This window comes from Sphingobium sp. WR1 (genome assembly GCF_059693745.1).
In genome coordinates this window covers 13850-38935 of the sequence record NZ_JCATID010000029.1, presented here as the reverse complement: position 1 = coordinate 38935, position 25086 = coordinate 13850, and the positions used below count along the sequence as shown (strand labels likewise).

General features: G+C 66.4%; 22 protein-coding genes and 1 pseudogene. 7 read left to right on the top strand and 16 right to left on the bottom strand.

The genetic code is table 11. The features are described from left to right. Positions 1-145 precede the first annotated feature (145 nt). From AC58EF_RS24205 to AC58EF_RS24195, 3 genes are read right to left on the bottom strand one after another with little or no spacing between them, the layout of a single operon-like run. Entirely contained in the window at positions 146-1549 is a 1404-nt protein-coding gene (locus AC58EF_RS24205; RefSeq protein WP_017502068.1) for an efflux transporter outer membrane subunit, read from the bottom strand. Next, positions 1536-2699 (bottom strand): efflux RND transporter periplasmic adaptor subunit, encoded by a 1164-nt coding sequence (locus AC58EF_RS24200; RefSeq protein WP_151884999.1) that lies wholly within the window; start codon positions 2697-2699, stop codon positions 1536-1538. Before AC58EF_RS24200 ends, AC58EF_RS24205 begins: the two co-directional genes overlap by 14 nt. After that, on the bottom strand, positions 2692-5874 hold the full coding sequence (locus AC58EF_RS24195) for an efflux RND transporter permease subunit (protein WP_151884998.1): 3183 nt from the start codon (positions 5872-5874) through the stop codon (positions 2692-2694). Before AC58EF_RS24195 ends, AC58EF_RS24200 begins: the two co-directional genes overlap by 8 nt. Before the next feature lie 402 nt (positions 5875-6276). Here AC58EF_RS24195 and AC58EF_RS24190 point away from each other — a divergent pair. The 4 genes and pseudogenes from AC58EF_RS24190 to AC58EF_RS24175 form a co-directional block, all read left to right on the top strand. Then, positions 6277-6471: pseudogene (locus AC58EF_RS24190) on the top strand (P-type conjugative transfer ATPase TrbB); the annotation flags it as partial. A 302-nt stretch (positions 6472-6773) separates the two neighbouring features. After that, positions 6774-7823, top strand: coding sequence for an efflux RND transporter periplasmic adaptor subunit (locus tag AC58EF_RS24185; protein WP_497279008.1), 1050 nt, complete (start codon positions 6774-6776; stop codon positions 7821-7823). After that, positions 7820-8761 carry a LysR family transcriptional regulator gene (locus AC58EF_RS24180; RefSeq protein WP_017502073.1) on the top strand — a complete coding sequence of 314 codons (942 nt, stop codon included), beginning with the start codon at positions 7820-7822 and terminating at the stop codon, positions 8759-8761. The genes AC58EF_RS24185 and AC58EF_RS24180 overlap by 4 nt, the downstream gene beginning before the upstream one ends. 2 nt (positions 8762-8763) lie before the next feature. Further along, entirely contained in the window at positions 8764-9072 is a 309-nt protein-coding gene (locus AC58EF_RS24175) for a hypothetical protein (protein ID WP_017502074.1), read from the top strand. 17 nt (positions 9073-9089) lie between these two features. Here the strand turns inward: AC58EF_RS24175 and AC58EF_RS24170 are convergent, their stop codons facing one another. The 13 genes from AC58EF_RS24170 to AC58EF_RS24110 all read right to left on the bottom strand — a co-directional run bounded on the left by AC58EF_RS24170 (position 9090) and on the right by AC58EF_RS24110 (position 21294). Next, complete coding sequence (locus AC58EF_RS24170) at positions 9090-9311, bottom strand: DUF2274 domain-containing protein (protein WP_017502075.1); 222 nt, start codon at positions 9309-9311, stop codon at positions 9090-9092. Next, positions 9308-10528 carry a TraB/TrbI/VirB10 family type IV secretion system protein gene (locus AC58EF_RS24165; RefSeq protein ID WP_017502076.1) on the bottom strand — a complete coding sequence of 407 codons (1221 nt, stop codon included), beginning with the start codon at positions 10526-10528 and terminating at the stop codon, positions 9308-9310. The genes AC58EF_RS24170 and AC58EF_RS24165 overlap by 4 nt, the downstream gene beginning before the upstream one ends. Continuing rightward, positions 10525-11532 carry a P-type conjugative transfer protein TrbG gene (gene trbG, locus AC58EF_RS24160; RefSeq protein ID WP_017502077.1) on the bottom strand — a complete coding sequence of 336 codons (1008 nt, stop codon included), beginning with the start codon at positions 11530-11532 and terminating at the stop codon, positions 10525-10527. Before trbG ends, AC58EF_RS24165 begins: the two co-directional genes overlap by 4 nt. Further along, positions 11529-12212, bottom strand: coding sequence for a conjugal transfer protein TrbF (trbF, locus tag AC58EF_RS24155; protein ID WP_012049883.1), 684 nt, complete (start codon positions 12210-12212; stop codon positions 11529-11531). The genes trbG and trbF overlap by 4 nt, the downstream gene beginning before the upstream one ends. A gap of 6 nt (positions 12213-12218) precedes the next feature. Then, complete coding sequence (gene trbL / locus AC58EF_RS24150) at positions 12219-13604, bottom strand: P-type conjugative transfer protein TrbL (protein ID WP_048938181.1); 1386 nt, start codon at positions 13602-13604, stop codon at positions 12219-12221. Beyond that, a complete protein-coding gene (gene trbK-alt / locus AC58EF_RS24145; protein WP_017503599.1) occupies positions 13601-13903 on the bottom strand; it encodes a putative entry exclusion protein TrbK-alt in 303 nt (100 codons plus the stop codon). Before trbK-alt ends, trbL begins: the two co-directional genes overlap by 4 nt. Positions 13904-13911: 8 nt before the next feature. Beyond that, the gene (trbJ, locus tag AC58EF_RS24140; RefSeq protein WP_017503598.1) at positions 13912-14628 is read right to left on the bottom strand and encodes a P-type conjugative transfer protein TrbJ; all 717 of its coding nucleotides are present in this window, start codon (positions 14626-14628) and stop codon (positions 13912-13914) included. Then, positions 14625-17114 (bottom strand): conjugal transfer protein TrbE, encoded by a 2490-nt coding sequence (gene trbE / locus AC58EF_RS24135; protein ID WP_026109713.1) that lies wholly within the window; start codon positions 17112-17114, stop codon positions 14625-14627. The genes trbJ and trbE overlap by 4 nt, the downstream gene beginning before the upstream one ends. Continuing rightward, positions 17111-17392: a VirB3 family type IV secretion system protein gene (locus AC58EF_RS24130; protein WP_017503596.1), complete on the bottom strand. Its 282-nt coding sequence runs from the start codon at positions 17390-17392 to the stop codon at positions 17111-17113. Before AC58EF_RS24130 ends, trbE begins: the two co-directional genes overlap by 4 nt. Then, complete coding sequence (locus AC58EF_RS24125; RefSeq protein WP_007406001.1) at positions 17389-17724, bottom strand: TrbC/VirB2 family type IV secretion system protein; 336 nt, start codon at positions 17722-17724, stop codon at positions 17389-17391. Before AC58EF_RS24125 ends, AC58EF_RS24130 begins: the two co-directional genes overlap by 4 nt. Beyond that, positions 17721-18707: a P-type conjugative transfer ATPase TrbB gene (gene trbB / locus AC58EF_RS24120; RefSeq protein WP_048938180.1), complete on the bottom strand. Its 987-nt coding sequence runs from the start codon at positions 18705-18707 to the stop codon at positions 17721-17723. Before trbB ends, AC58EF_RS24125 begins: the two co-directional genes overlap by 4 nt. 140 nt (positions 18708-18847) lie before the next feature. After that, positions 18848-19267 (bottom strand): CopG family ribbon-helix-helix protein, encoded by a 420-nt coding sequence (locus AC58EF_RS24115; protein WP_017502704.1) that lies wholly within the window; start codon positions 19265-19267, stop codon positions 18848-18850. Next, positions 19264-21294 (bottom strand): conjugal transfer protein TraG, encoded by a 2031-nt coding sequence (locus AC58EF_RS24110; RefSeq protein ID WP_017502705.1) that lies wholly within the window; start codon positions 21292-21294, stop codon positions 19264-19266. The genes AC58EF_RS24115 and AC58EF_RS24110 overlap by 4 nt, the downstream gene beginning before the upstream one ends. 241 nt (positions 21295-21535) lie before the next feature. On the opposite strand from AC58EF_RS24110, the gene AC58EF_RS24105 reads away from it, so the two are divergent. From AC58EF_RS24105 to AC58EF_RS24095, 3 genes are read left to right on the top strand one after another with little or no spacing between them, the layout of a single operon-like run. Continuing rightward, positions 21536-22060: a MerR family transcriptional regulator gene (locus AC58EF_RS24105; protein ID WP_017502706.1), complete on the top strand. Its 525-nt coding sequence runs from the start codon at positions 21536-21538 to the stop codon at positions 22058-22060. Further along, positions 22057-24564 (top strand): HsdM family class I SAM-dependent methyltransferase, encoded by a 2508-nt coding sequence (locus AC58EF_RS24100; protein ID WP_017502707.1) that lies wholly within the window; start codon positions 22057-22059, stop codon positions 24562-24564. The genes AC58EF_RS24105 and AC58EF_RS24100 overlap by 4 nt, the downstream gene beginning before the upstream one ends. Before the next feature lie 3 nt (positions 24565-24567). Next, a complete protein-coding gene (locus AC58EF_RS24095) occupies positions 24568-25065 on the top strand; it encodes a PIN domain-containing protein (protein ID WP_017502708.1) in 498 nt (165 codons plus the stop codon). Positions 25066-25086: the final 21 nt, after the last annotated feature.

The following is a 25086-nucleotide window of genomic DNA, read 5'->3' as shown; positions in this document are numbered from 1 at the left end:
AGCCGTGGTCAACAAGTCCGACAACAAGCGGACGCGTTGATCCCGAGTGGTGCGGTCGCCTTCAGAAAAACGCTGACGCCATAACCTATGGCGACCACCCCGCCGATTTGCAGTAGGTCTCGTCGTGAAGGGCGGCGCTTCTCCGTCATGTGTCGTCCGGGGTCGCGCCTCCCAGCGCCCGGATCAAGGCGATTGCCGTTCGGGCGCGATCATATTCGACCGTGATGCTGGCGCGTTGCGCGGCGAGCGCGGCGGTTTGGGCCGTCGTCACCTCCAGATAGTCGGCCGCGCCGTCGCGATAGCGATCAAGCGCCAGGCTCTCAGCCCGCGCCGCCGCTTGGGCGGCTATGCGCTGCTCGCGATCCTGACCCGTCAAGGCATCCATGCGAGACAGGGCATCCTCCACCTCCCGGAACGCATCCAGCACGGTCTGGCGGTAGCCCGCGGCGAGTTCTTCATAGTCCGTCCGGCTGATGGCCAGCCGCGCTCGCCGTCCGCCACCGTCGAACAGATTGAAGATCGTGGTGATCGGCCCGAGCGCCCAGAAACCAGTATCCGCGCTGACGATCGGCGCCTCGACCGCCTGATACCCCGCGCCGAGCCCGAGGCTGATGCGCGGATAGAAGGCGGCCCGCGCGACGCCGATCCGCGCATTGGCGGCGACCAGGCGGCGCTGCGCCTCGGCGATGTCGGGACGGCGCTGAAGAAGTTCGGAGGGCAGGGACGGCGGCAGGTCAGGCAGCGCAAGGCTTCGTTGCGCGGGATCGATGGCGAAAACAGAGGCGCTCTCGCCAACCAGCGCCGCGATCCGGTTCTCGATCCCCGCGCGCTGCGCCCGTAGCGCCTCCAGACGGGCGCGGGCATCGGCGAGCTGGGCCGTCGATCGGCTACGGTCCACGCCAGAGGCAATGCCGCCTTCGTGGCGGGTGCGGATCAAATCATCGGCGCGCGCATAGGCGGCCACGGTCCTGGTCAGCAGGACCTGCTCGGCATCGACGGCGCGAAGTTGGACATAGAGATCGGCGACCGAAGCCTGAAGGCTGAGCCGCGCCGAGCGCAAGGCGGCCTCCTGCGCTTCGGCATCCGCCGTAGCGGCGCGCACGCTGTTGCGGACCCGGCCCCAAAGGTCCAACTCATAATCGAGACCAACACCGAAGAGGATCTGGTTCGCGATTACGGGCTCGCCAGCTCCGATCGATCGTCCGGCTGAAAGCCGCTCGCGCGAAGCCCCGCCGGTCAGATCGACATTCGGCAACTGGTTGGAGCGGTCGAGCCGTGCCGCCGCCAACGCCCGGTCGTAACGGGCAAGCGCGGCCGCGAGCGTCGGGGTCCGCTCGTCCAGCCGCGCCATCAGCTCGTCGAGCACCGGGTCCGCGAATCCGCGCCACCACTCGCCACGGTCTAGATGATCGCCGGGCGCGGCCGTCGTCCATCCTTCCACATGGCGGAAGCTTGCCGGGGTCTCGATTGCCGGCGTTTGCATCGGCGGCAGGGTGGCGCAGCCGCCGAGGCCGATCGCGGCGACGAATGCTATCCTAGCGCTGCGCATTCGGAGCCGCCGGTTGCCGTGCGGGAACTACCCGGACCTTGTCGCCGGTGGCCAGCGCGTCGGGAGGGGTCTGAACGATGCGGTCGGTTGGACGTAGCCCCGAGATAATCTCGATGGTCGCGCCCTGGTCGCGACCCACCGCAACCTCCCGAAGCGCGACCTGACCCTGGCCATCGACCACGGCGACCCGCGCGCCGTCGGAACCGAGGATCAGGGCGCTCGCCGGCACCTGGACCGTTTCGGCGCCGCCAGGCACGGACACCCGCACCTCCGCGTAGCTGCCGGGTCTCAGGCGTCGAGCGCCGTTATCGACCAGAAATTCCACCAGCATTGCGCCGGATTGGCGGTCCACCGCCTCGGAGAGACGGGACAGTGTGGCCTCGAACACCTCGCCCGGTCTGTCAGGCACGGTGAACATCGCTTGCGTGCCGCGCACCAGCCTTCCCGAAAAAGCTTGCGGTACGCGCACATAGAGGCGCAGGCGGCTGACGTCGGCAACGGTGAACAAGGGTTCCACCCCCGGCGCGCCCGTCTGGACCAAGGCGCCGAGCTGGGCCGAGCGGCTGGTGACGACGCCATCGAACGGCGCCGTCAGCCGCGTAAATCCGGTCAGCGCCCTCAGCCGGCCGACGTCCGCCTGAGCGGCCCGTGCGCGCGCATCGGCAGCGGCAAACTGCCCCTGCCGCTCATCGGCTTCCTGCCGGGACACGGCGTCCTTTTCGAGCAGATTGTTCCAGCGCGCCGCCGTGGTTTCGGCCAGCCCGCGATCAGCGGCCGCGGTCTGATAGGCCGCCTGGGCCTGCGCGAGCTGCTGGTCGATCTCGGGCGCATCGAGGATGGCGAGCGTTTGCCCGCGCCGCACCCGGTCCCCGATGTCCGCGCGCCATTCGCGCACATAGCCGCTCACCCGCGCGTTGATCGCGGCGCGATTATAGGGATCGAGACTGCCCGGCAGCACGATCTCGCCTCCCTCGGACACGCGGGGCTGAACCAGGCTGACGGTGGGCAGCGCGTTCTCGGCCGCGATGGCTGCCTGTTCGCGTTCGGCCATGCCGCGCGAAACGAGGCCGCCTCCGACCAGTGCGGCAATCACGAGACCGGCCGCGCCGAGATAAAGGCCGGTGCGCTTCTTTGGGGTTGGATCAGACATGCTGGAGTTCAAGCTCCCTTGCGGGTGAGGAAGGCGCGCCCTTGCGATGGGCGATGCTGAACAGCGCCGGCACGAGCAGCAGTGTCGCCACGGTTGCGAAGATCAGGCCGCCGATCACCGCGCGGCCGAGCGGAGCGTTCTGCTCGGCGCCCTCGCCGATACCGAGCGCGATGGGGGTCATGCCGATGATGATCGCGAGCGCGGTCATCAGCACGGGGCGGAAGCGGACCACCGCCGCCTCGATCGCGGCGCGGGTGGCGTCGCCGGTCTCGGCTAGACGCTCGCGCGCGAAGCTGACCACCAGGATGGAGTTGGCGGTGGCGACGCCCATGCACATGATCGCGCCGGTGAGCGCGGGCACGGAGATGGTCGTGCCGGTCACGAAGAGCATCCAGACGATGCCGGCGAAGGCGGCCGGCAGCGCGCCGATGATGACTAGAGGGTCGATCCAGCTCTGGAAGGTCACGACGATGACGAGGTAGATGAGGATGATCGCGCCGATCAGCCCGAAAGCGAGACCGGAGAAGGCGTGATTCATCGTCTCATATTGTCCCGCCAGCGTGACGGTCACGCCGGCCGGGCGCTCGGCATCCATCTCGGCAATGATGCGCTGGATGTCACCGGCCACGGCGCCCAGGTCACGAGCTTGCGGCGTGGCGTAGATGTTTATGACCGGCTGGATGTCTGCTCGGCTCGCCACGTTGATGGTCGTATCGCGAGTCACGGCTCCCAGACCGCCCAGCGTCTGGGCATTCCCGGCGCCCGTCGCCGAAACCGGCAGCGCTTCCAGCGCAGCGATCGTGTCGACCTCCAGTTCGGGGACTTGCGCCACGACAGGATAGGACACCCCGTTTTCGGGATTGAGCCAGTAAACCGGCGCAGACTGCTGCGTGCCGGCTAGGGCGGTCGCGACGCTGGTGGTTACGTCACGCTGGTTGAGCCCGTATTGCGCGATCCGCGAGCGATCGATGTCGATGTTGAGCTGCGGCGCGCGCGAGGATTGCTGGAGTCGGGCGTCGGCGAGGCCGGGCACGGTCCGAACGCGTTTGAGGATCGCTTGCGCATAAGCTTCGTTCGCCGCGAGATTCCGGCCGCGCACCTGGATATCGATCGGCGCTGGCGAGCCGAAGTTCAGGATTTGGCTGGTGATGTCGGCAGGCAGGAAGGAGAAATCAACGCCCGGAAAGCTCACGGGCAGCTCGCGCCGCAAAGTGGCGACATGCGTGTCCGTCGCGGTTCGGTTCCGCCCGAGCGAGATGAGGATATCGCCCTCGTTCAGTCCCACCGTCCCCGTATTGTTGTAGATGACGTTGAGCAGCGCGGAGGACATTCCGACATTGGCGACGACCGATTCAACCTGCTCGGCGGGGATCAATTCGCGCACCCGCGTCTGCACCCGCGAGATCAGCGCCGTGCTGTCCTCGATGCGCGTGCCTGCCGGCGCGCGCACATGCAGGGTGATTTGCCCAGCATCCACAGTGGGAAAGAAGTCGCGGCCAAGTGTGGGAATGAGCAGCAGCGACGCCACCATCGCGCCGAGGAACGCCGGGATGAAGATGCGCCGTGCGGACATCACGCGGGAAAGCACCCGCCCGAAGCGGTCCTTCTGCCTGTCGAACCCGGTCGAAAAGCGATGCTGGAACCGGACGAGTGGATTGCGCGAGCGGGCGCGCTCGGCCTCTTCGCCCTCCCGATGCGGGCGTAGCAGATACATCGCCATCGTCGGGATGAGCGTGCGCGACAGGATGAACGAGGCGATCATCGAGAAGATCACCGCCAGTGCCAGCGGCACGAACAGATAGCCTGCGACGCCCGGCAGGAAGAACATCGGCACGAAGACGATGCAGATGCACGTCACGATCACGAAGGCGGGCGTCACGATCTGCGCCGCGCCGTCCATGATCGAGCGTAGAACCGGCTTCCCTTTCTCAAGGTGCCAGTTGATGTTCTCGATCGTGACCATCGCGTCGTCGACCAATATGCCGATGGCCAGAGCCAAGCCGCTCAGCGTCATGATGTTGATCGTCTGGCCGGTCGCGCTCAGCGCCAACAACGCGGCGAGGATCGCCAAGGGTATCGTGGTCACGATGATGATCGTCGATCGCCACGATCCCAGAAACAGCAGGATCATCAGCGAGGTCAGCACGGCGGCCAACACACCCTCATAGGCCACGGTGGAGACGGCCGCCTTCACCAGCACCGACTGGTCGCCGATAAGCTGGACGCGCAGCGTTTCCGGGAGGCCCTCGGTGATCTGTGGGATACGCTCGCGAACCGTATTGACGATATCGATGGTTGAGGCCGCACCGCTCTTGAGCACGGTCATCAGGACTGACCGCTGGCCTTCGACTTGGACGATGTTCATTTGCGGCGGCGCGCCGTCGCGGACTTGGGCGATGTCGCGCATGGTGATCGTCGCGCCGTCGACCACGCGAACTGGCAGATTGTTCAACTGCTCGACCGAGCCCGGCGCATTGTTGAGCCTGACGGTGTATTGCAGGCCGCCGACCTTGGCGAAGCCCGCCGGGATGATTTGGGTTTGCGCGGCAATCGCCGCCGCGACGTCGCCGGCGGACAGGCCGCGAGCGCGCAGCGCCTCAGGGTCGATGTCGATCTGTATCTGACGCTGCTTGCCGCCGGATGGGAAGGGCATGGCGACGCCCGGCACGGTGATGAGCTGCGGGCGGATTTGATTGACGCCGAGATCGTAGAGCTGCTGTTCGCTCAGCCCTTCGCCGGAGAGGGCGAGCTGGACGATCGGCACGGTCGAGGCGTCATAGTTGACGATGAACGGCGGAGAGATGCCCGGCGGAAGCTGACGCAAAATGAACTGCGAGATCGACGTGACCTGCGCGGTCGCGGTGCGAATGTCCGCGCCTGGCTGGAAGTAAATCCGCACGACGCCAACGCCGTTCATCGACTGGCTCTCGATCCGGTCGATGTCGTTGACGGTCGTGGTCAGCACGCGTTCGAACGGATTGATGATCCGTCCGGCCATGTCCTCGGGCGACAGCCCATTATAGGTCCAGGCGGTCGCGATCACCGGCACGCCGATGCGCGGGAAGATGTCGACCGGCATCCTCAGAACGGACAGGATGCCGAGGCCAAAGATCAGCACGGCCATCACGATGAAGGTCAGCGGTCGCGTTAGCGCGACCCGCACGAGCGCCATCATCGTGGCTGGTTCCGAAACATAGGTGACTTGCTAGGCATCGCACGTCCTCCCGCGAGATCGCGAAAATGGGCATGCTCCCGTCTTGCGTGATCGTGATCGTGGTGGCTGTGGGAATGGGGCATGTCGATCTCAAACGGAGCCATAAGATGTGCACATGAATATGTGTTCATTTGTTTGATGTCAACTCGATGCAGTCAAGCACCACCATGAGCTGGCCGTGGCGATGACGAGCAAATGGCAGCGTCATTTTTGCGCTCGGAGAAGCCGATGACGGCGTCGGCGGTTGAGGGACGGCTTCAGGAATCCGGGAATTCCTGACTTTCCGCATTGATTCGTTTGTTGCCGCAGACCGATGCTTCTTCCAACGTTTGGAAGGTCAAGGGATGAATCACTTCGGGCTCACGTCGGACCTACGCCGCCGGTACGTTGCTCGATGACTATGTGCAGTCGGGCACCATGGCCGCCGACCAAGCGGCGCTTCTAGCCGAAGTCGCCAAGGGTCCCGACCGCGTCGTCATCATTGAGGACACGCGCGAGCTTCAATGCGCCGCGCCTAATCTCGTCGCGATGCGCACCAAGGATGGCATTGCGACGCTCGACGCGCCATGCCGGCGTGCCCCTTCGACCTATCGCCTATCCTTTCATATTTATCTATATTCATATGAATGATTGTTGAAAATAATCCTTGACCTTGCCAACGCTGGAAGCCGCAAAGCGAACAGGAATCGATCAGACGCCGCGGAACGGATGAACAAGGCGCGGCACAGTTGAAAGGCAATATCATGCCGACAAAAAGCGCACTTCTCCTGGCTTCCATAGCCTTGGCTATTGGCGGCCTTACGTCAGCTTGTAGCAAATCGGGCGGCGATCAGGGCGCACAAGCGGCGGCAGCGCCGCAAGTGCCAGTAGCGCAAGTTGTCGTGCGCGAGCTTGCCCCCTCGGCCGAGTTCAACGGTTCGCTATCGGCGCCCCAGAGCGTCGAGTTGCGGCCCCGCGTCAGCGGCGCAATCGTCTCCGTCCATGTCCCCGAAGGCGTGCTCGTCAGGAAGGGGCAGCTTCTGTTCCGCATTGATCCGCGACCATTCCAGGTCGCGCTCGATCAGGCGCAGGCGCAGCTTCGTCAGGCGCAAGCCTCCGCAACGCTCGCCGAAAGCAATTTCACCCGCTCGGAACAACTCGTCGCGACCGGCGCAATCTCGCGCAAGACTTATGACGACGCGCTGGCGCAGCGGAACGCCGCACGCGCACAGGTGCAGGCCGGTAGCGCGGCCGTAGCCGCCGCACGGCTCGACCTTTCCTTTACGCAGGTCACGGCGCCGGTCGGCGGCCGGGTCGATCGCGTGCCCTCGGACCTTCTGGCGCGCCGACCCGACATCCGCGCGGTCGAACATACGCTGCGCGCCGCCAACGCGAATATCGGCGCTGCCCGCTCAGCGTTCTTCCCGACGATCAGTCTGACCGGCTCGGCGGGAACGGCGAGCGCGAGCCTCGACGATCTGTTCTCATCGGGGTCGGGCGCATGGAGCTTCATGCCGCGCATCACCCTGCCGCTTCCAATCTTCGGCGGCAGCGCGCTGAGAGCCAACCTCGATCGCGCGGACGTGCAGAAACGGATCGAAATCGCCAACTATGAGAAGGCGATCCAATCCGCCTTCCGCGACGTGGCTGACGGGCTCGCCGGCAAAGGAACCTTGGACGCCCAAATCCGATCGGAAACGCAGCGGGTCGATGCCAGCCGCAATGCCTACAGGCTCGCGGAACAGCGGCTCAACTCAGGCGAGGATGACAACCTCGCCCTGCTCGACGCGCAGCGCACGCTTTACGGGTCACAGCAAGCCTTGGTCCGCTCCAAGCTGGTGCGGCTCAGTAATCTCATCAATCTCTACAAGGCGCTGGGTGGCGGCTGGACGGAGTTCACGACACCGCCTGATGATCCGTTAGCCCGGTGATTGAGCTGCGCCAGCTCCGCTACCTGATTGCGGCGGCCGAGGCCGGTAGCTTCAGTCGCGCGGCGCGCAGCATAAATATCAAGCAAGCAACGCTCAGCCGACACGTCCTCGAAATCGAGAAGCGGCTAGGCATGGCGCTGTTCGACCGCAAGACCCGCGGTGCCACTCTGACTCCGAATGGCAGAACCTATCTGCGAACGGCACAGCGCATCGTGAAGGAGTTCGAGGAACTGAACAACTGGGTCCGCGCCACGAACAACGGCCACGTCGGCAAGCTGGCCGTAGGCTTCTATACGTCCTTCTCCGCCGGCAACTTGCGGGCAACGCTCAGCGAGTTCGGCGAACGCCACCCCGAGGTCAAAGTATCCGGCTTTGAACGCGATCGGGATATGCTGTTGGCCGGGATCGAGAATGGCCTGCTCGATATCGCGATCATGATTGGGGAGGCCTCCTATCGGGGTCTGATGAGCCGTTCTTTCTGGAGTGAGCGCATATTTGTAGCAATGCCGGCAGGCCATCCACTCACCCAATGCGAACGCATCCATTGGCCCGACCTGACCGGCGAACACTTTTTGCTGACCGAACGAGATCCCGGCCCAGAGACCCGAAACATCCTCATGGGCAAACTTGGGGTCCCCGGTTGCATGCCAGAGATCGACATGCAGGATATCGGACGCGAGACAATGTTGAGCGCCATTGCGCTCGGTGGGCGTCTCTCGATTGTCGCCGAATCCGCCTTGGGTATCCAAGTGCCAGGCGTAACGTTCAGCGAAATCCACGACAGTCATGGACATATGCGGATCGGCTTCTCGGGCTATTGGCGTGAAGACAATGACAACCCCGTCTTGCTGCGCTTCCTTGATCTCGTGGCCGGTCGCTATTCGCTGCCGCCCATTCTGATGCCGCAGCCATCACATCACCAACCGGAAAAGAAATAGCCATGACACGAAGCAAGACACTCTTCATCGTGCTGGTCGCGCTGGTCATCGGATTCGGCGTGGGCTTCGTGCTGCGCCCGGTGATCATGCCCGTCGAGCGTGCGCCGGCCCTCGCGAGTCCGGCCCCCGCCGCACCGGAGCCGGCCGAACCGCGCGGGACGCAGTATTTCGCGGCGCATCTCGATGAAGCACGGGAGATCGTGGGGCAATGCGCGGAAGGCTCGGTGCGGGGCAGCGAGTGCGCCAATGCCGAGCAGGCCGTGATCGAGGCGGAAGGCCGCGACCGCTTCAAGAAGTTCATGGGCAACTGACGGCAGGCGGCGCGCTCTCACTTCCCCTGCGCGCGGTGCCGGCGAAAGGCGCGGTCGGTTTCCATGAACCGGGCGAGCATCGGCGCGACCAGCTTGTCGGGCGGGACCGGCGCTCCCCCGGTCTCGGCTGCGAGCGCGGCGGCATAGGCGACGAGATCGCGATGCACGGCGGCGGGCAGCTCCACGGAGAGCTTGACCGGCCGATCGTCGGCCAGCGGCCCCAACTTCAATTTCGTCATCGTGTCGCTCCGATCGGTTCAAGCACCAGGTCGCGCGTGATGACCACGCGCAACGGATGCCCCGGCCGGATGGTGAGCGTCGGCTGCACATTGAGCTGCCGACGCACGATCTGCTGGCCGGTCTGGTTGATGGTGTCCTGCGAGCCGCGACGCAGTGCGCGAGTAAGTTCGTCCTCGCTATCCGCGCCCAATTCGGCGCCGACGCCGAGCAGTGTCGAAACGGCGGCGGCTTTCAGCAGATTGCCCCAATGCTGGTTTACGCGATCCTGTAGGCCAGCATATCCGGCCGCATCAGCGCCGGGCTGGCGCTCGAGAACGATCGAGCGGCCGTCCGGCAATATCAGCCGATCCCATGCCAGCAGCACGCGCGCCTGCCCGGCGGCGATCTCGCTGTCATATTCGCCGATCAGCCGCGTGCCCTGCGGGATGAGCAGGATGCGGCCCGTAGGGCTGTCATAGACGTTTGCCGTTACCTGGGCGGTGATCTGGCCGGGAAGGTCCGAACGGATGCCGGTGATGAGCGCGGCAGGGATGATGCTGCCGGCCTGCACGATGTTGGGCGAGGCCGGCGCCACGAGGCGTTCGACGCTGACCGTCCGCTGATTAGACGCCTGCGCCAAGAAGGCTCGCTTGGCGGCCTGGTCGCCCTGCGCCGTCTCGGCAGGTTGCGGTGAGGCAGGAGCACCAGGCGCTGCCGTCGCGAGGTTCGGCAAAGACGGCATCGCAGCGGCCCCGGCGCTGCTGCCACCCAAGAACACGCCGCTCATGCGGGCGGCGTCGCGCTCCTGCTGCGCGCGCTGGCGGGCGGCTTCCTCAGCCTGCGCGCGCGGATCGGGCTGGGCGCCGACCGGCGGGACCTGGACATTCTCCCCGCGCTGCTGGGCCGAGACGATCGGGCCGCCGAGGTCGCCGGGAAGCGGCGGGCCGAGTTTCGGCGCTTGGCTATAGTCGCGCGGTCCCGACGTGATGGTCTCGGACGTGGCGCGGCTGTCGGTGTTGTAAAGCTCCTTGGCCTCCTTCTCGCCGGCCGGCTTGAGCGCATAGATCAGTGAGCCGCCGATCCCGAGGCCGGCGACGACGCCGAGGGCGGCCAGCGCCTTGCGCGACAGGCGCATGACGCGCGGCGGGTTGCCGCGAAGCTGGAAGGCTTGCGGATCGGGGCGCGGCGCTTGCGGTGCGGCCGCCTCGGGCGGGGAATTGTCGGCGGGATCGGTCACGGCCGCCCCCTGCGCCCATTGTCGCGCACGATGCGGACGCGCTGCTCGCCGCGCCGGTCGCCCAGGCGCAGCTCGGCGGCGGCGAACAGCCGGTCCACCACCATGTAGCGGCCCTGCACGCGGTAATTAACTAACTCGGCATCGCCGGCCGCGCCGGTCACGAACAGCGGCGGCATCTCGCCCTGCGAGATCCCGGCCGGAAACTCGATGAACACTTGGGCTGCATCATCGAAGGCGCGAACCGGCTTCCACGGCACGCGGTCGCCCTCGATCCGGTAGCGGAAGTTGAGCGCCGCGAGGTCGAGGCCGGTCGCGACGGGGGCAGCGGCGGCATTGGCGCCGCGCAGCGCGATGAGCTGGTCCTGCGGATAGGTCCATGAGACCGAGGCCATGTATGTCGATGCGGTCGCGCGCAATTCGATGTGATAGGTGCGCCGGTCGGTATTGATGACGAGGTTCGTGGAAATGTCGGGGCGTGTTGGCTTCGCCAGGATATGCACGCGCGCCGTCGCGCCGCTGCCGCTCACCGTGTCGCCGATGATCCAGCGCACGGTGTCGCCGGCCGCGACCGGCCCGGGCCCCACGAGCTGCTCGCCTTCCTGAAGCGCGATGTCCGTCACCTGGCCGGGCGCGGCATAGACCTGATAGAGCGCGCCGTCCGTCCAGGGATATTGCTGGATGGCGTTGAGGAAACCGTCGCGCACCGGCTGCACGCGGGCGGCCGCGTTGGCGGCCCCGACACGGCGGCGCGGATCGGCGGGCTCGGAAGTCGCTGCCCCGGCCGCGACCGGCTTCAATTGGCCGGGGAGCGGCAGGGGTTCGGGGATCGTCACCACCTCGACGGCGCGGAGCGGTTCCGCGGCCGGCGTCGCCGCGATCTCGCGCGGCGGATCATCATAGCGAATCGCGGGCGGCTTCGCCGATGTGGTGGCGCAGCCGGCGAGCGCGGTGGCGGAGACAAGCAGGACCGCCGAGGCGGAACGGCGAAATGGCGTGTGCGTCATTGCGACAGCTCCCTTGACCAATTCAAAGCGTTGACGAAGACGCCGAGCGGATTCTTGCGCAGGGCGTCGGGGGTGCGCGGCGGCTGCACGACGATGGTGAGGATCGCCGACCAGCGTTCGGTGGCGGCAAGGCTGCCGTCCTGATAGCGGCGCTCGGTCCAGGCGACGCGGAAGCTGTCGGGCGATGCCCGGATCACGCTCGACACGTCCACCGCGACCTGCACCCGGCCGACATTGGCGAAGGGGTCGTTGGCGCGGGCGTAGTCGTTGAGCGCCACCGCGCCCCGATCGGTCGTGAAGTCGTAGGCGCGCAGCCAGTTCTGGCGGACGATCACCGGATCGGCCGGGATCGCCCTGACCTGCTCGATGAAGCGGGCGAGATGGAACGCAATTTGCGGATCGGTCGGGCGATAGCCCGCCTCGGCGGGGGCGACGGCCTGGGCCTCGCCGAGCCGATCGACCTGCACCACCCAGGGCACGATATGCCCACGCGCCGATTGCCAGACGAGACCGGCGGAAAGGCCGCCCGAGAGCGCCAGCGCGCCGAAGAAGGCGAGGCGCCAGTTCTTCGCCTGCACGCGCGCGGAGCCGATGCGGTCGTCCCATTGCTGGGCTGCGCGCTGATAGGGTGTCGTGGGTTCGGGCGTCTGGCCGTAGCGGATGGTGGGGCGTCGGAACATGGGAGGTCAGTCCTTCTCTTTGATGTCGGGACCGGCGCCGCCGCCGTGGCTGTCGCCAGCCTTCATGGTGTGGGCGAGGACGGTCGCGCCGTGGCTGACGGCCTGGCGGCGTTTCATCGCGGCGGCCCATTCAGGCTGGGCGGATGCGCCGGCCGACGCGGAACCGCCAGCGGTTGCAGCCGCCGGGGCGGCGGATGCCGGCCCGCCGGTGATCGTGCCGCCGGTTGCGGTGAATCCGGCACGGGCGCCGGAGCGGAAATTGGACTTGATCGCCTCGCCGCCCTTGGCGGCCGCCTTGCGCAAGGGCGAAAGGACGGCGTTCGCCGCGCTTCCCGCCGCCGCTTGGCCGACAGCGGCCATGCCGCCCGCAACAGCGCCTGCACCGCTCTTGCCGAACGAGCCGAGGCTGTAGGCGCTGGTGGCACCGCCTGCCATCTGAGCGCCACCACGCGCGGCGGCGCCGGTCATCCGGCCGGCCGCACCGACTGCGGACCCGGCCGCGCCCACGCCAAGGCGTGCGGCGGCGGCGCCTCCGATCAGCGCGCCGCCTGCCGCCAGCGCGGTCCCGGCCGCCGTACCCGCGCCGAGCTGCGGGCCGCCCGAGACGATGCCGTTCGCAATGCTGGGGCCGAAGATCGACAGGCCCAGCAGCGACAGCGCGGCAAGCGCGATGGCCATGACCTGATTGATGTCGGGCGCGGGGCCGAGGGCAGCGCCGGTGAACTGGCTGAACAAGGTGGTGCCGATGCCGGTGATGACGGCGAGCACCAGCACCTTGATGCCGGTCGAGACGACATGGCCCAGCACCTTCTCGGCCATGAAGGCGGTCTTGTTGAAGAAGGCGAAGGGCAGCAGGACGAAGCCGGCCAGCGTCACCAGCTTGAACTCGATCAGCGTGATGAAGACCTGCACGGCGATGATGAAGAAGGCGAGCACCACGATCACCCAGGCGAGCAGCAGCACGAGGATCAGCGCGAGGTTGGAGAACACGGCCCAAAGGCTGGAGAACTGGCCCGCCGCATCGAGCAGCGGCTTGGCGGCTTCGAGCCCCTTCGCCGCGATCGTGCCGGGCTTCATGAACTCGTCGATCGTCATCGCCCCGCCGCTGGCCTGGAGGCCGAGCCCGGCGAAGCTCTCGAACACGATGGTCGCGAGCAGCGAGAAATTGCCGATGATGAAAGCGAAGGTGCCGATGTAGAGCGTCTTCTTGACGAGGCGCTGAAGCACGTCCTCGTCCGCGCCCCAGGCCCAGAACAGGCCGGCGAGCGTTACGTCGATGGCGATCAGCGTGGTCGAGAGGAACGCGACCTCGCCGCCGAGCAGGCCGAAGCCTGAGTCGATGTAGCCGGTGAAGATGTTGAGGAAATTGTCGATAACGCCGGTGTCGTTCATGGCCGGGTGCCTTCATCCGGCGCCGTGTCGCTGCCGCGCTCGATCTCGGGCGGGGGCTCGTCCTGGCGGAAGAAGCGGCGGCGGTTGACGGCCCAGGCCGCCTCGCAGCCACTATCCGGCTTGGTGAGCGAGGCGCAGCGATCCAGCTCGCGGGCGAGCCTGGCCTGGCCTTCGTCCGCCGGCAGGAAGAGCGGGGGCGCGGGCGCAGGCTCATCGGGCTGGACGGCGGCGACGATCGCCACCGTCATCATCAGCCCGGCCAGCGCCGCCACCCCTGCGATCTTCGCCGTGCGCGACATCGGGCGTCTCAGTTGCCCATGAAGCGGCGGAACCGCTCGCGCCCTTCGGCCTCCTCGGCCGCCTGGCGGGCGGATTGCAGCGCCTGCGCCCGGCCCTGCGCCGCGACCGCGGCGGTGAGGTCGGCGAGCTGCTGCGATTGCAGCGCGAGGAGCTCGTTGCCCGCCTGCGTCGCCTGGAGCGCGCCGGTCGCCGACTGGCTGGCCGAGACCAGGCTGTACATCGTCGTGCGGGCGCCTTCGATGTTGCCGACGACGCCGGCCTGCACCTGCAAGGCATCCTGAAAGGCGCCGACGCTATCCTCCCAGCGGGCATTGGCGTTGGCGACCATCTGCGCGTGGGTGCCGGTGAGCGCCGCGCCCTTGTAGCGGCCGTTGAACACCTGCTGGACGTTCTGCACGTCATAAGCGATGCGCTGCGCCTCGCCGAGAAGCTGCTGGGTGCGCTGCACCTGCTGCTGCAACTGCTGGAGCGAGCTGAACGGCAGCGAAGCCAGGTTGCGCGCCTCGTTGACGAGACTGGTCGCCTGCTGCTGGATTTGCTGAATCTGGTTGTTGACCTGCTGGAGCGACCGCGCGGCCGTCAGCACGTTCTGCGCATAATTGGTCGGGTCATAGACGATCCCGCCGAACTGAGCGTGCGCCGGCGTGGCGGCGGTGATGCCGATCATGCTCGATGTGGCGATGGCGCCGGCCAGCATGGCGCGGCGCAGGATATTGGGTTTCATGGGGTCGTGTCCTTCAAGGCAAGGGGGAGCTGGCCGGCATCTTCCCGGCGACCGGCCAGCGGATCGAGTTGGGGTTCGGGAAGAAGATCGACCGCCCAGGCCAGGCCGCGATGGCGCAGCCATTCGGCGGCGAAGCGCTCGCGGCCGTGGGTCTCGACCAGTTCGGCGATGCGGAGCTGATCGGTCTTGGAAGACGCGGCGGCGAAGGCCAACGCGACCTCGCCTAGCCCCAGCTCGAACAGCCGGTTGCCGCGCCGCGACTGGCAGTAATAGTCGCGCTTGGGCGTGGCCCGGCTGAGGATTTCGATCTGGCGAGCGTTGAGGCCGAACCGTTCGTAGATGGCGGCGATCTGCGGCTCGGCGGCGCGCTCGTTCGGCAGGAAGATGCGCGTCGGGCAGCTCTCGATGATGGCCGGCGCGATGTTAGAGGTTTCGATGTCGGCCAGGCTCTGCGTGGCGAAAACGACGCTGGCGTTCTTCTTCCGCAAGGTCTTAAGCCATTCGCGGAGCTGGGCTGCGAAGTCGGGGGTGTCGAGAACCAGCCAGCCCTCGTCGATGATGATGAGCGTCGGCGAGCCGTCCAGCCGGCCTTCGATCCGGTGGAACAGGTAGGACAGGACGGAGGCGGCTGATCCGCCGCCAACCAGGCCCTCCGTCTCGAACGCCTGCACCGACGCTTCGCCGAGCCGTTCGACCTCGGCATCGAGCAGCCGGCCCCACGGTCCACCAAGGCAATAGGGGGCGAGCGCCTGCTTGAGCTGCTGGCTCTGGAGCAGAACCGCGAGCCCGGTCAGCGTGCGTTCCGGCACGGGCGCACTGGCAAGGGAGCCGAGCGCCGACCACAGATGCTCCTTGGCCTGCGGATCGACGGGGACGCCTTCGCTGGCGAGGATCGCCGCCAGCCATTCGGCCGCCCATGCGCGCTCGGCCGGATCGTCGATACGGGCGAGCGGCTGTAGCTGGACGCTGCCGTCGCCGTCGTCGGACAGCCCGAGATCCTGCCAGTCTCCGCCCGCCGCCAGCGTGGCGGCGCGGATCGAGCCACCGAAGTCGAACGCGAAGACCTGGGCGTTCTCGTAGCGGCGGAACTGCATCGCCATTAGCGCGAGCAGCACCGACTTGCCCGCGCCGGTCGGGCCGACGATCAGCGTGTGGCCGACATCGCTGCCATCGGGGTGAAGGGAAAACCGGAACGGGGTCGAGCCTTCGGTCCTGCCATAGAGCAAGGGGGGTTGTCCGAAGTGCTCGTCCCGTTCCGGCCCCGCCCATACTGCTGACAGGGGGATCAGATGGGCGAGATTGATGGTGGAGATCGGCGGTTGCCGGACGTTGGCGTAGGTGTGGCCGGGCAGGCTCCCCAGCCATGCCTCGATCGCGTTCATCCCCTCGGGGATCACGGTGAAGTCGCGGCCCTGGATGACCTTCTCGACCAGCCGCAGCTTCTCGGCCGCAATGGCGGGATCGCCGTCCCACACCGTCACCGTCGCGGTGACATAGGCCATGCCGGCATAGTCGGAGCCCAGCTCTTGCAAGGCGGTGTCGGCGTCGGCGGCCTTGTTCGAGGCGTCGCTGTCGAGCAGCGTGGACGCCTCGTTGGTCATGACTTCCTTGAGGATGGCCGCGACCGATTTGCGCTTGGCGAACCATTGCCGCCTGATCCTGGTCAGCAGCTTGGTCGCGTCGGTCTTGTCGAGCATCAGCGCGCGGGTGGACCAGCGATACTCGAAGGCGAGCCGGTTCAGCTCGTCGAGCAGGCCGGGGAAGGTCACGCTCGGGAAGCCGACGATGGTGAGCGTGCGCAGATGGTGCTCGCCGAGCTTCGGTTCGAGCCCGCCGGTCAGCGGCTCGTCGGCGAGTAGCGCGTCGAGGTGCATCGGAGTTTCCGGCACGCGCACGCGCTGGCGGCGGGTTGAGGTGGTGCTGTGCAGGTAGGTCAGCGTCTCGCCGTCATCGAGCCAGCGGACCTCGGGCACGAAGCCCTCGACCAGATTGAGAACGCGGTCGCTGCGGTCGGCGAAGCCCTTGAGCAGTTCCCACGGATCGACGCCGCTGGTGGACCGGCCCTCGTAGAGCCACCCTTCCGCGCGCGCCGCTTCCTCGGCCGGCGGCATCCACAGCAGGGTGAGATAATAGGCGCTCTCGAAATGCGCGCCTTCCTCGCGGAACTGTTCGCGGCGCTCCATGTCCACGAGCGCCGAGACCGAATCGGGAAAATCGGAATCGGGGTAGTCGAGCGCGGGACTGCGCTGCGCCTCGACAAAGATCGCCCAGCCCGAGCCGAGACGCCGGAGCGCGTTGTTGAGCCGCGCGGTGGTGGCGACCAGCTCGGCGGGTGTGGCGCTGTCGAGATCGGGGCCACGGAAACGCGCCGTGCGCTGAAAGCTGCCGTCCTTGTTGAGAACGACGCCCTCGCCGACCAGCGCGGCCCAGGGCAGGAAGTCGGCCAGGTGGGCGGCGCGATTCCTGTATTCGCGCAGGCCCATCATGGCCGCATCCACGCCGGATAGCGGAGGTGCCGCCGGGCCACGTCCACGAACTGCGGATCACGGCGCGCGGCCCAAACCGACAACGCATGACCGATTGCCCAAATCGCCAGCCCGGCGATCCAGAGGCGAAGGCCGAGGCCGATCGCGCCGGCGAGCGTGCCGTTGACGATGGCGAGCGAGCGCGGGGCGCCGCCGAGCAGGATCGGCTCGGTCAGCGCCCGATGGACCGGCGCATAGAAGCCGGCGATCGGCTCGACGGGATCGGCCGCGCCCGTCATGCGATCAGCGCCCCGCCGCCGAACGAGAAGAACGACAAAAAGAAGCTCGACGCGGCGAAGGCGATCGACAGGCCGAAGACGATCTGGATCAGCCGGCGAAAGCCGCCCGAGGTGTCGCCGAAGGCCAAGGTGAGGCCGGTCACGATGATGATGATGACCGCGATGATCTTCGCGACCGGCCCCTCGATGCTTTCGAGGATGGATTGCAGCGGGGCTTCCCACGGCATCGACGACCCGCCCGCGTGGGCGGGCGCCGAGATGGTGAGCGCGATGACGCTGGCGGTGGCGGCGAGCATGGCGCGGCGTGCGCCATGCCGAAGGGCATGGATCATGGTGCGTCTCCGAGGTTGGGGGGTGCGAGGGGGGTCAGGCGGTAATCGCCGGTCTCGGCGTCGATCCCCTCGACGCGAGCCAGCTCGGCGAGGCGGCGACCGTGCCCGTCGCGAACCAGCACGGCGATCAGGTCGATGGTCTCGGCGAGCAGCGCGCGGGGAACCGTGACGACGGCCTCCTGAATGAGCTGCTCCATGCGGCGCAGCGCCCCGAGCGCGGTCCCGGCGTGGATGGTGCCGATGCCGCCGGGGTGGCCAGTGCCCCAGGCTTTGAGGAGGTCGAGCGCCTCGGCGCCGCGCACCTCGCCGATGGGGATGCGGTCGGGGCGCAGCCGCAGGCTGGACCGCACGAGATCGGACAGCGTGACGACGCCATCCTTGGTCCGCATGGCGACGAGGTTCGGCGCGGCGCACTGAAGCTCGCGCGTGTCTTCGATCAGGACGATGCGGTCGGTGGTCTTGGCGACTTCGGCCAGGAGCGCATTGACCAGCGTGGTCTTGCCGCTGCCGGTCCCGCCTGCCACGAGGATGTTGGCGCGGGCGGCGACGCCATCACGCAGCGCCGCGGCCTCGGCCGGCGACATGATCCCGGCCGCCGCGTATTCATCGAGCGTGAAGACGGCGACGGCGGGCTTGCGGATCGCGAAGGCGGGCGCGACGACGACGGGGGGCAGCAACCCCTCGAACCGCTCCCCTCCTTCGGGCAGCTCGGCCGAGACGCGCGGGGACCGGGCATGAACCTCGACGCCGACATGGTGCGCGACCAAGCGAACGATGCGCTCGCCGTCCGCGGCGGCCAGCTTCATGCCGGTGTCGCTGATGCCTTCGCCGAGCCGATCGACCCACAGCCGGCCGTCCGGGTTCAGCATCACCTCGATGACGGCGGCATCGTCGAGCCAGGCCGCGATCGACGGGCCGAGCGCCGTGCGCAGCATCCGCGCGCCGCGTGTCTTCGCCTCGGAACGGATCGGATGGACGGTCAAAAAAAAGCCCCTGATGAGGGCCGGGCGAGCCGCCGCCCGGCGTCAGGGGCACATCAAGAGAGGCAGAAAAGACCGTGCTTCAATAAGTAAATGTGGTCGTCGTAGTCTGGCGTAGAGATACAAGAACTGGCGTAGTCAGCTCATTCTTCTTGGAGCGGAAAGTCCTCGCCAATTTCTTGCCTGACCTTCGAACCCTTCGCGAGTCGGCGGCCGAGCGCATCCATGAAGGCGTCGTAGCGGTCGCCGCCCTGGCGACGCATCGCGGCCCGCTCGCTCTCGGGCGGCGGCGGAGTGTTCGACAGCCAGAAGCGCACGAACAGCGCGATCATCTCGACACCGATCCCCGTGTCGCGCTCCAGCCGGGTGATGCGGCGGTCCAGCTTGTCGAGACGCTTGGCGATGGCGGCCTCGCGCTGCTCGTCGGCGTCGGGCGACAGGAAGGATGCGATGGCCGCCTCGGCGATCAGCGACCGGGACTTGTCCCTGCGGTCGGCATAGGCGGCGAGCGCGCGCATCAGCTCGGGGTCAAGATAGACCGACAGCGGCGTCTTGGTGCTCATAGCTCGATGCCGTCCTCGGGATCGAGCGACGCCTGCCGGGCCACGCGCTGCATCTGGCGGCGCACCGTCGCCTGCCGCGCCGCATCGCTATCGGGGTCCGGCTCGTCCAGCTCGAACTCGTTGGCGGGCGCGGGCCGGGGCGTCGGCGCGATGTCGATGTGGGGCTCCAGCGCCGGCTCGCGGCGCAGGTCCCCGTTCGCGGCATCGTCCTCAGCACCCGCCTTCTTGGCGGCCTTTTTCTTCATCGGCTTCTTGGGCGATTCATGCTCGATCGGCTCGGGCATCGGCGGCGCCTCGATCGGCGCCAGGCCGCTCCAGTCGTCGGGGCGCGGCGGGCCGCCTCCGACATTCATGTCAGGCGGCGACATCACCCGCTGCGTGAACCGCCGGTCCTTGAAGTAGCGGGCCTTCTTTGCCCGGATCGGCGGGATGCCCGCGACCATGACGATCTCGTCGTCGGGCGGTAGCTGCATGATCTCGCCGGGGGTGAGGAGTTGGCGGGCGGTCTCAGAGCGCGACACCATCAAATGCCCGAGCCAGGGCGAAAGCCGGTGGCCGGCGTAGTTCTTCATCGCCCGCATCTCGGTCGCGGTGCCGAGCGCGTCCGAGATGCGCTTGGCGGTGCGCTCGTCGTTGGTGGCGAAGCTCACGCGCACATGGCAATTGTCGAGGATCGCGTTGTTCGGCCCGTAAGCCTTCTCGATCTGGTTGAGGCTCTGGGCGATGAGGAAGCTCTGGATGCCGTAGCCGGCCATGAACGCCAGCGCGCTCTCGAAGAAGTCGAGTCGGCCGAGCGCCGGAAACTCGTCGAGCATCAACAGCAGCCGGTGGCGCGATTGCCGCGCCTTCAGGTCCTCAGTGAGCCGGCGCCCGATCTGGTTGAGGATGAGGCGAATGAGCGGCTTGGTGCGTGAGATGTCGCTGGGCGGCACGACGAGGTAGAGCGTGACCGGCAGCTCGCCCTCGACCAGATCCTTGATGCGCCATTCGCAGGTGCGCGTGACCTGCGCGACGACGGGATCGCGATAGAGGCCGAGGAACGACATGGCGGTCGAGAGCACGCCCGATCGCTCGTTGGCCGATTTGTTGAGCAGCTCGCGCGCGGCCGAGGCGACGACGGGATGGACGCCGGCCTCCCCCAAATGCGGCGTCGTCATCATCGCCCATAGCGTGCTCTCGATCGGGCGGCGGGGATCGGACAGGAAGGCGGCGACGCCCGCCAGCGTCTTGTCGGCCTCGGCGTAGAGGACATGGAGGATCGTGCCGACCAGTAGGGCATGGGAGGTCTTCTCCCAGTGGTTGCGCTTCTCCAGCGAACCTTCCGGGTCCACCAGCACGTCGGCGACGTTCTGCACGTCGCGCACTTCCCAGGCGCCCTTGCGGATTTCGAGCAGGGGGTTGTAGGCGGCCGACGCGCCGTTGGTCGGATCGAACAGCAGCACCCGCGCGTGCCGGGCGCGAAAGCCGGCGGTGAGCTGCCAATTCTCGCCCTTGATGTCATGCACGATCGCCGAGCCCGGCCAGGTGAGCAGCGTCGGCACGACCAGGCCGACGCCCTTGCCGCTCCGGGTCGGCGCGAAGCACAGCACATGCTCGGGGCCGTCGTGGCGCAGGTAGTCGCGCCCGAGCCGACCGAGCATGACGCCGCTGTCGCCCAGCAGCCCAGCGGCGGCGATCTCCCCGCGCGTCGCCCAGCGCGCCGAGCCATAGGTCTCGGCGTTCTTCAGCTCGCGCGCACGCCAGACCGACATGCCGATGGCGACGACGATCGCGGCGAACCCGCCCGACACAGCGATGAACGCGCCGGTCTGGAATATCTCCGGCGCGTAGGCGTCAAACGAAAACCACCACCAGAAGAAGGCCGGCGGCGGATAGATCGGCCAGTCGCCGAGCATGAACCAGGGCGCCCCAAGCTGGGGCTGATAGGCGAGCGCTGCGGCCGTCCATTGCGTCGCGGCCCAAATGGCTGCGAGCACGATCAGGAAGACCGTGAAGACCTGACCCCAAAGGATTTTGGTTGCCGACATGGCACCGAGGTCGATGCGTACCGGACATCAAATCAAGTCACTGTTATTGTTGAGGGAAGTCTAGCGTAGAAATACAGGGAGTAGCGTAGTTTAGTCTGCTATGTTTTCGACGGTGATCGATTGAACGGTCCCGTATGTCGCGCGCTATCAGAGCGGACAGATCGAGAACAAGGTGCTTTACCAACCAGAATGGGTATGATACCCGATCCAAGTTCGGGCATCATACCCGAACCGGAGAAAAATGGTGCGTCTAATCGGATCGCGGGATGTCCTGAAGCTGACCGGGCTTTCGGCTGATCAGCTGCGCGAATGGACCGTGCGGCGCAGGCTCATTCATCCGGACGTCCCGGCATCACGCCAGGGTCAGCAGGCTCAATTCGGCTGGCAGACAGTGCTGTTGCTCCGGCTCGCCGTCGTTATGCGCAGCCGGTTCCATGTCGAACTCCAAGTCCATCGCGACCTGCTGCTTCGCGCACGCGAGCTATTGAACGGCCGGTCCTTTCCGGGCCTGTGGAACCACCGGCTCGTTATCTTTGGACTCGATAGCTGTGCGCTGCTCGGTGGTAGCGATCCGTTGCCGGCCGACCAGGATGCAATCCTGCTTCGGCTCAACGCCCATCTTGAGGCGCTGTCGCAGGGCTTCGGCGTCTCCGAGCCGATCGCGCAACTCCCTCTCTTTCCGGCGGTGGGATTGCGCCGAAGCGAAGCGCCGGCTGACGCAGAGGGCGGCATCATGCTGCGCACTGCCGAAGGTGACGCGGCGTGACCGCGCTCGCCAGAATCGAAGCGGGACTGCGTGCGATCGGCTATCGACCGGAATCGCTCATCCACGACTATAGCTTCGCCGATGTGCTGTCGGAGGCGGGCGAGGAACAGTGCGTCGCACTTGCCGCGTTCACACAAGTTCCCGAATCCTATCGCTCGGCCGCCTTTGGCGTGATTACCGGCACGCACGATGCGGACGCCGTGCTACGCCGCCGGGCGCTCGGTGCGCCGATCTTGTTCTCGATCAGCCCTGAAGATGTCGGGGTCTGGCGGGTCGGCGCGGAAGGCAAGCCACGTCTGAGCGAACGGGTTCCGCTCGACCAGCTGGACGCGCTGTTCGAGCGCAATGCCGACAATTGGAACCCACACGCGGTTCACCGCGCCAAGTCGCTGGCCCAGACCCAGACGGCCTATCAGCTCGACTTCGTCGATCTGGGACTGATGCCGGCGATCGAACATGAGATCGAAGTGAAGCTCGATCGGCTGCTCGGCGAAGTCATTGCCCAACTGCTGTCCGGGATCGACGATCCGCAACGCGAAGAAGCGGTTTTCCGCACCACCTTCAGGCTCCTTGCCGCCAAAATCCTGATCGATCGCCAGCATCCTGACGCGACATCATGGACCCATGCGCCGGTGCGCGATGTGCTCGCCGGCATCGAGACCTATTATCATCTCGATCATATGCTGCGGCCCGCGGTCGATGCCCTTCCGTCGTCGGCCGTGGAGACTGCATGGACGACGCTTCGCGGCGCCATCACCTTCCGGAACATTTCGTCGGACAGTTTGGCATTCGTTTACGAAAACACGCTGGTGACGGCTGACACGCGCAAACGCTTCGGCACGCACTCTACCCCCAGACAAGTGGCTGAATATGTCGTTGGCCAACTCGATCTCGGCCGCTTCGATCTTGAGGACATAACGATCTACGAGCCGTTCGCTGGCGCGGGTATGTTCCTCGTCGCGGCACTGCGGCACCTGCGCGATCAGCTTCCCGATACGCTCACCGGCGAGGAGCGGCACGCTTTTCTCGTCAAGCGGATCAGCGGTGCGGAACTCGACAGCTTCGCCTGTGAAGTCGCGACGCTATCGCTGATCCTTGCTGATTACCCCAACGCAAATGGCTGGAAAATCGCATCCAAGGACTTGTTCGAGAAAGACGCGCTTCGAGCAGATGCCGCTGGCAAGCGCATCGTCCTGTGCAACCCACCCTGGGAGGACTTCGACAGCGAAGAGCGCCAGCGCTATCCCGAGATGGCGGCAAAGTCGTTCTCGAAGCCGATGGCGGTGCTGCGGACGCTCATCGAAGCCAAGCCCCAAGCGCTGGGTTTCGTTTTGCCGCAAGGCTTTCTCCGCCAGAAGCAATATGGCGAACTGCGCCAGCTGCTCGCTGACACATATGACCGGATCGAGCTGACATCGCTTCCTGACCGCATCTTTCAGCGTGCCGGGCTGGAGGCGGCCGTGATCATCGCCACCGGCCAGCGCGACGCTGATGCGAAGAATCTTCCGAGCCAGTTGCGCTCCGTCGAAGTCACCGACCGAGGCCGTCCGGATTTTCTCATGACGGGTAAGGTCACCACCGAGCGCCGCCGCACCAAGCTGGTATGTTCGGGGGACCTTTGGATTGGTGCGCTCGACGAGGTCTGGGAATATCTGGCGGACTATCCCGTGCTTGGTGGTCAAGCCGAAGTTCATCGCGGCCTTCAGTGGATCAGCCAGTCTGCCGGCTGGAGCGCAGTTCCTCGGGAGGGCTTTGCCAGAGGAATTTTCAAGCCCGCGGACTCGCTTCTTCAATTTAGTATCACCACGACCGGCTTCGTCGATATGCGCGAGGAATCCGCATATCGGTTCGGTCCACTCACGCGCGCCTGGGACAAACCCAAAATACTGGTCAACGTGGCGCGCCGGTCGCGTGGCCCCTGGCGGCTGGATGGCGCGCTAGACGCGAGCGGGCTCGTGCCGTCGCAGGCGTTCTTTGGCATCTGGCCGACCACATCAGACCTGCCAGTGGAAGCGATCGAAGCGCTGATCAACAGCCCGCTGGCGAGCGCCTTCGTCCTCGAGCGGGCCTCGAACCAGCATCTCACCAATGTTGTTATGAAGCAGCTGCCGTTGCCAAAGCGGGGCGCGCTTGGTGACGTGGTCGCCGCAGTGTGGCGCTACCGCGACGCGCTTGGCGCCGCCGCAGCCCATGCGCTACGCACGCCCGAGATCGACGAGCGGTTGGAAGGGTTGCTGATCGATATCGACGCGCAGCTCTTGAAGGCCTTCGATCTGCCTCCTCGTCTGGAGCGACGATTGCTCGAAGCGTTTCGTGGACATGAAGCTGAACGGCGTGTCGCACATACCTTCAAGGGCTGGTTCCCAGAGGACTTTACCGCCTACCTCCCGCTGCACGAATATGTCGGCCCGCTGCTACGCGAAAACACTGGCGCCTGGGCGCTCGAAGTCTTCACGCCGGCACCGGAGCACGAGGTTGAGCGGCTCAGGCGCTACGTCCAGTAGCGGATGGACACCTATCTGCTCGATACGAACCTTGTGTCCGTGCTCTATGACGCGCGGAGGCCCAATCATATCGCCGTCCGCCAGGCAGTCGCCGACTTACCGGCGCAAGCCGCGCAGCTCGTATCGGTAGTAACGGTCGGCGAGCTCAGGTTCGGGTTAGCGCTCGCGCGCGCCGCAAGCCAGCCGCTCACGCACATTGAAGCGTGCCTCGTCAGCACCGAGGCACACCCGTTGGCCGAAGTCACACGGCACACGGCAGATGCCTTCGCGACCGTTAAATCGAGCGTCGCGCTGGCGCGGATCGACATCAGGCGCCGTATTCCACGCTGGGTCGAGGCCTGGACCGATCGTGTGAGCGGCCAGCTTCTGCAGATCGATGAGAATGATCTCTGGATTGCGGCACAAGCGCTTGAACGAAACTATGTCGTCGTCACCTCCGACCGGGATTTCACTCAAGTGATTGCGCCGGTGGTTCCGGACCTTCGCGTTCTTCTCGTCTGAGCGACTCCTTCTTTTGCTTCA

What these genes read in the sequence shown, in the direction of transcription:
- trbK-alt (WP_017503599.1), bottom strand. Translation starts at nt 13,903, where the DNA reads ATGTCGCGCACGGCGAAGATCGCAGGGGTGGCGGCGCTGGCCGGGCTG.
- AC58EF_RS24110 (WP_017502705.1), bottom strand. Translation starts at nt 21,294, where the DNA reads ATGTCGGCAACCAAAATCCTTTGGGGTCAGGTCTTCACGGTCTTCCTG.
- AC58EF_RS24130 (WP_017503596.1), bottom strand. Translation starts at nt 17,392, where the DNA reads ATGACGGGCGCGGCCGATCCCGTCGAGCCGATCGCCGGCTTCTATGCG.
- AC58EF_RS24125 (WP_007406001.1), bottom strand. Translation starts at nt 17,724, where the DNA reads ATGATCCATGCCCTTCGGCATGGCGCACGCCGCGCCATGCTCGCCGCC.
- AC58EF_RS24115 (WP_017502704.1), bottom strand. Translation starts at nt 19,267, where the DNA reads ATGAGCACCAAGACGCCGCTGTCGGTCTATCTTGACCCCGAGCTGATG.
- trbG (WP_017502077.1), bottom strand. Translation starts at nt 11,532, where the DNA reads ATGACGCACACGCCATTTCGCCGTTCCGCCTCGGCGGTCCTGCTTGTC.
- trbJ (WP_017503598.1), bottom strand. Translation starts at nt 14,628, where the DNA reads ATGAAACCCAATATCCTGCGCCGCGCCATGCTGGCCGGCGCCATCGCC.
- AC58EF_RS24205 (WP_017502068.1), bottom strand. Translation starts at nt 1,549, where the DNA reads ATGCGCAGCGCTAGGATAGCATTCGTCGCCGCGATCGGCCTCGGCGGC.
- AC58EF_RS24175 (WP_017502074.1), top strand. Translation starts at nt 8,764, where the DNA reads ATGACACGAAGCAAGACACTCTTCATCGTGCTGGTCGCGCTGGTCATC.
- AC58EF_RS24200 (WP_151884999.1), bottom strand. Translation starts at nt 2,699, where the DNA reads ATGTCTGATCCAACCCCAAAGAAGCGCACCGGCCTTTATCTCGGCGCG.
- AC58EF_RS24105 (WP_017502706.1), top strand. Translation starts at nt 21,536, where the DNA reads ATGGTGCGTCTAATCGGATCGCGGGATGTCCTGAAGCTGACCGGGCTT.
- AC58EF_RS24170 (WP_017502075.1), bottom strand. Translation starts at nt 9,311, where the DNA reads ATGACGAAATTGAAGTTGGGGCCGCTGGCCGACGATCGGCCGGTCAAG.
- AC58EF_RS24095 (WP_017502708.1), top strand. Translation starts at nt 24,568, where the DNA reads ATGGACACCTATCTGCTCGATACGAACCTTGTGTCCGTGCTCTATGAC.
- trbF (WP_012049883.1), bottom strand. Translation starts at nt 12,212, where the DNA reads ATGTTCCGACGCCCCACCATCCGCTACGGCCAGACGCCCGAACCCACG.
- trbL (WP_048938181.1), bottom strand. Translation starts at nt 13,604, where the DNA reads ATGAACGACACCGGCGTTATCGACAATTTCCTCAACATCTTCACCGGC.
- AC58EF_RS24195 (WP_151884998.1), bottom strand. Translation starts at nt 5,874, where the DNA reads ATGATGGCGCTCGTGCGGGTCGCGCTAACGCGACCGCTGACCTTCATC.
- trbE (WP_026109713.1), bottom strand. Translation starts at nt 17,114, where the DNA reads ATGATGGGCCTGCGCGAATACAGGAATCGCGCCGCCCACCTGGCCGAC.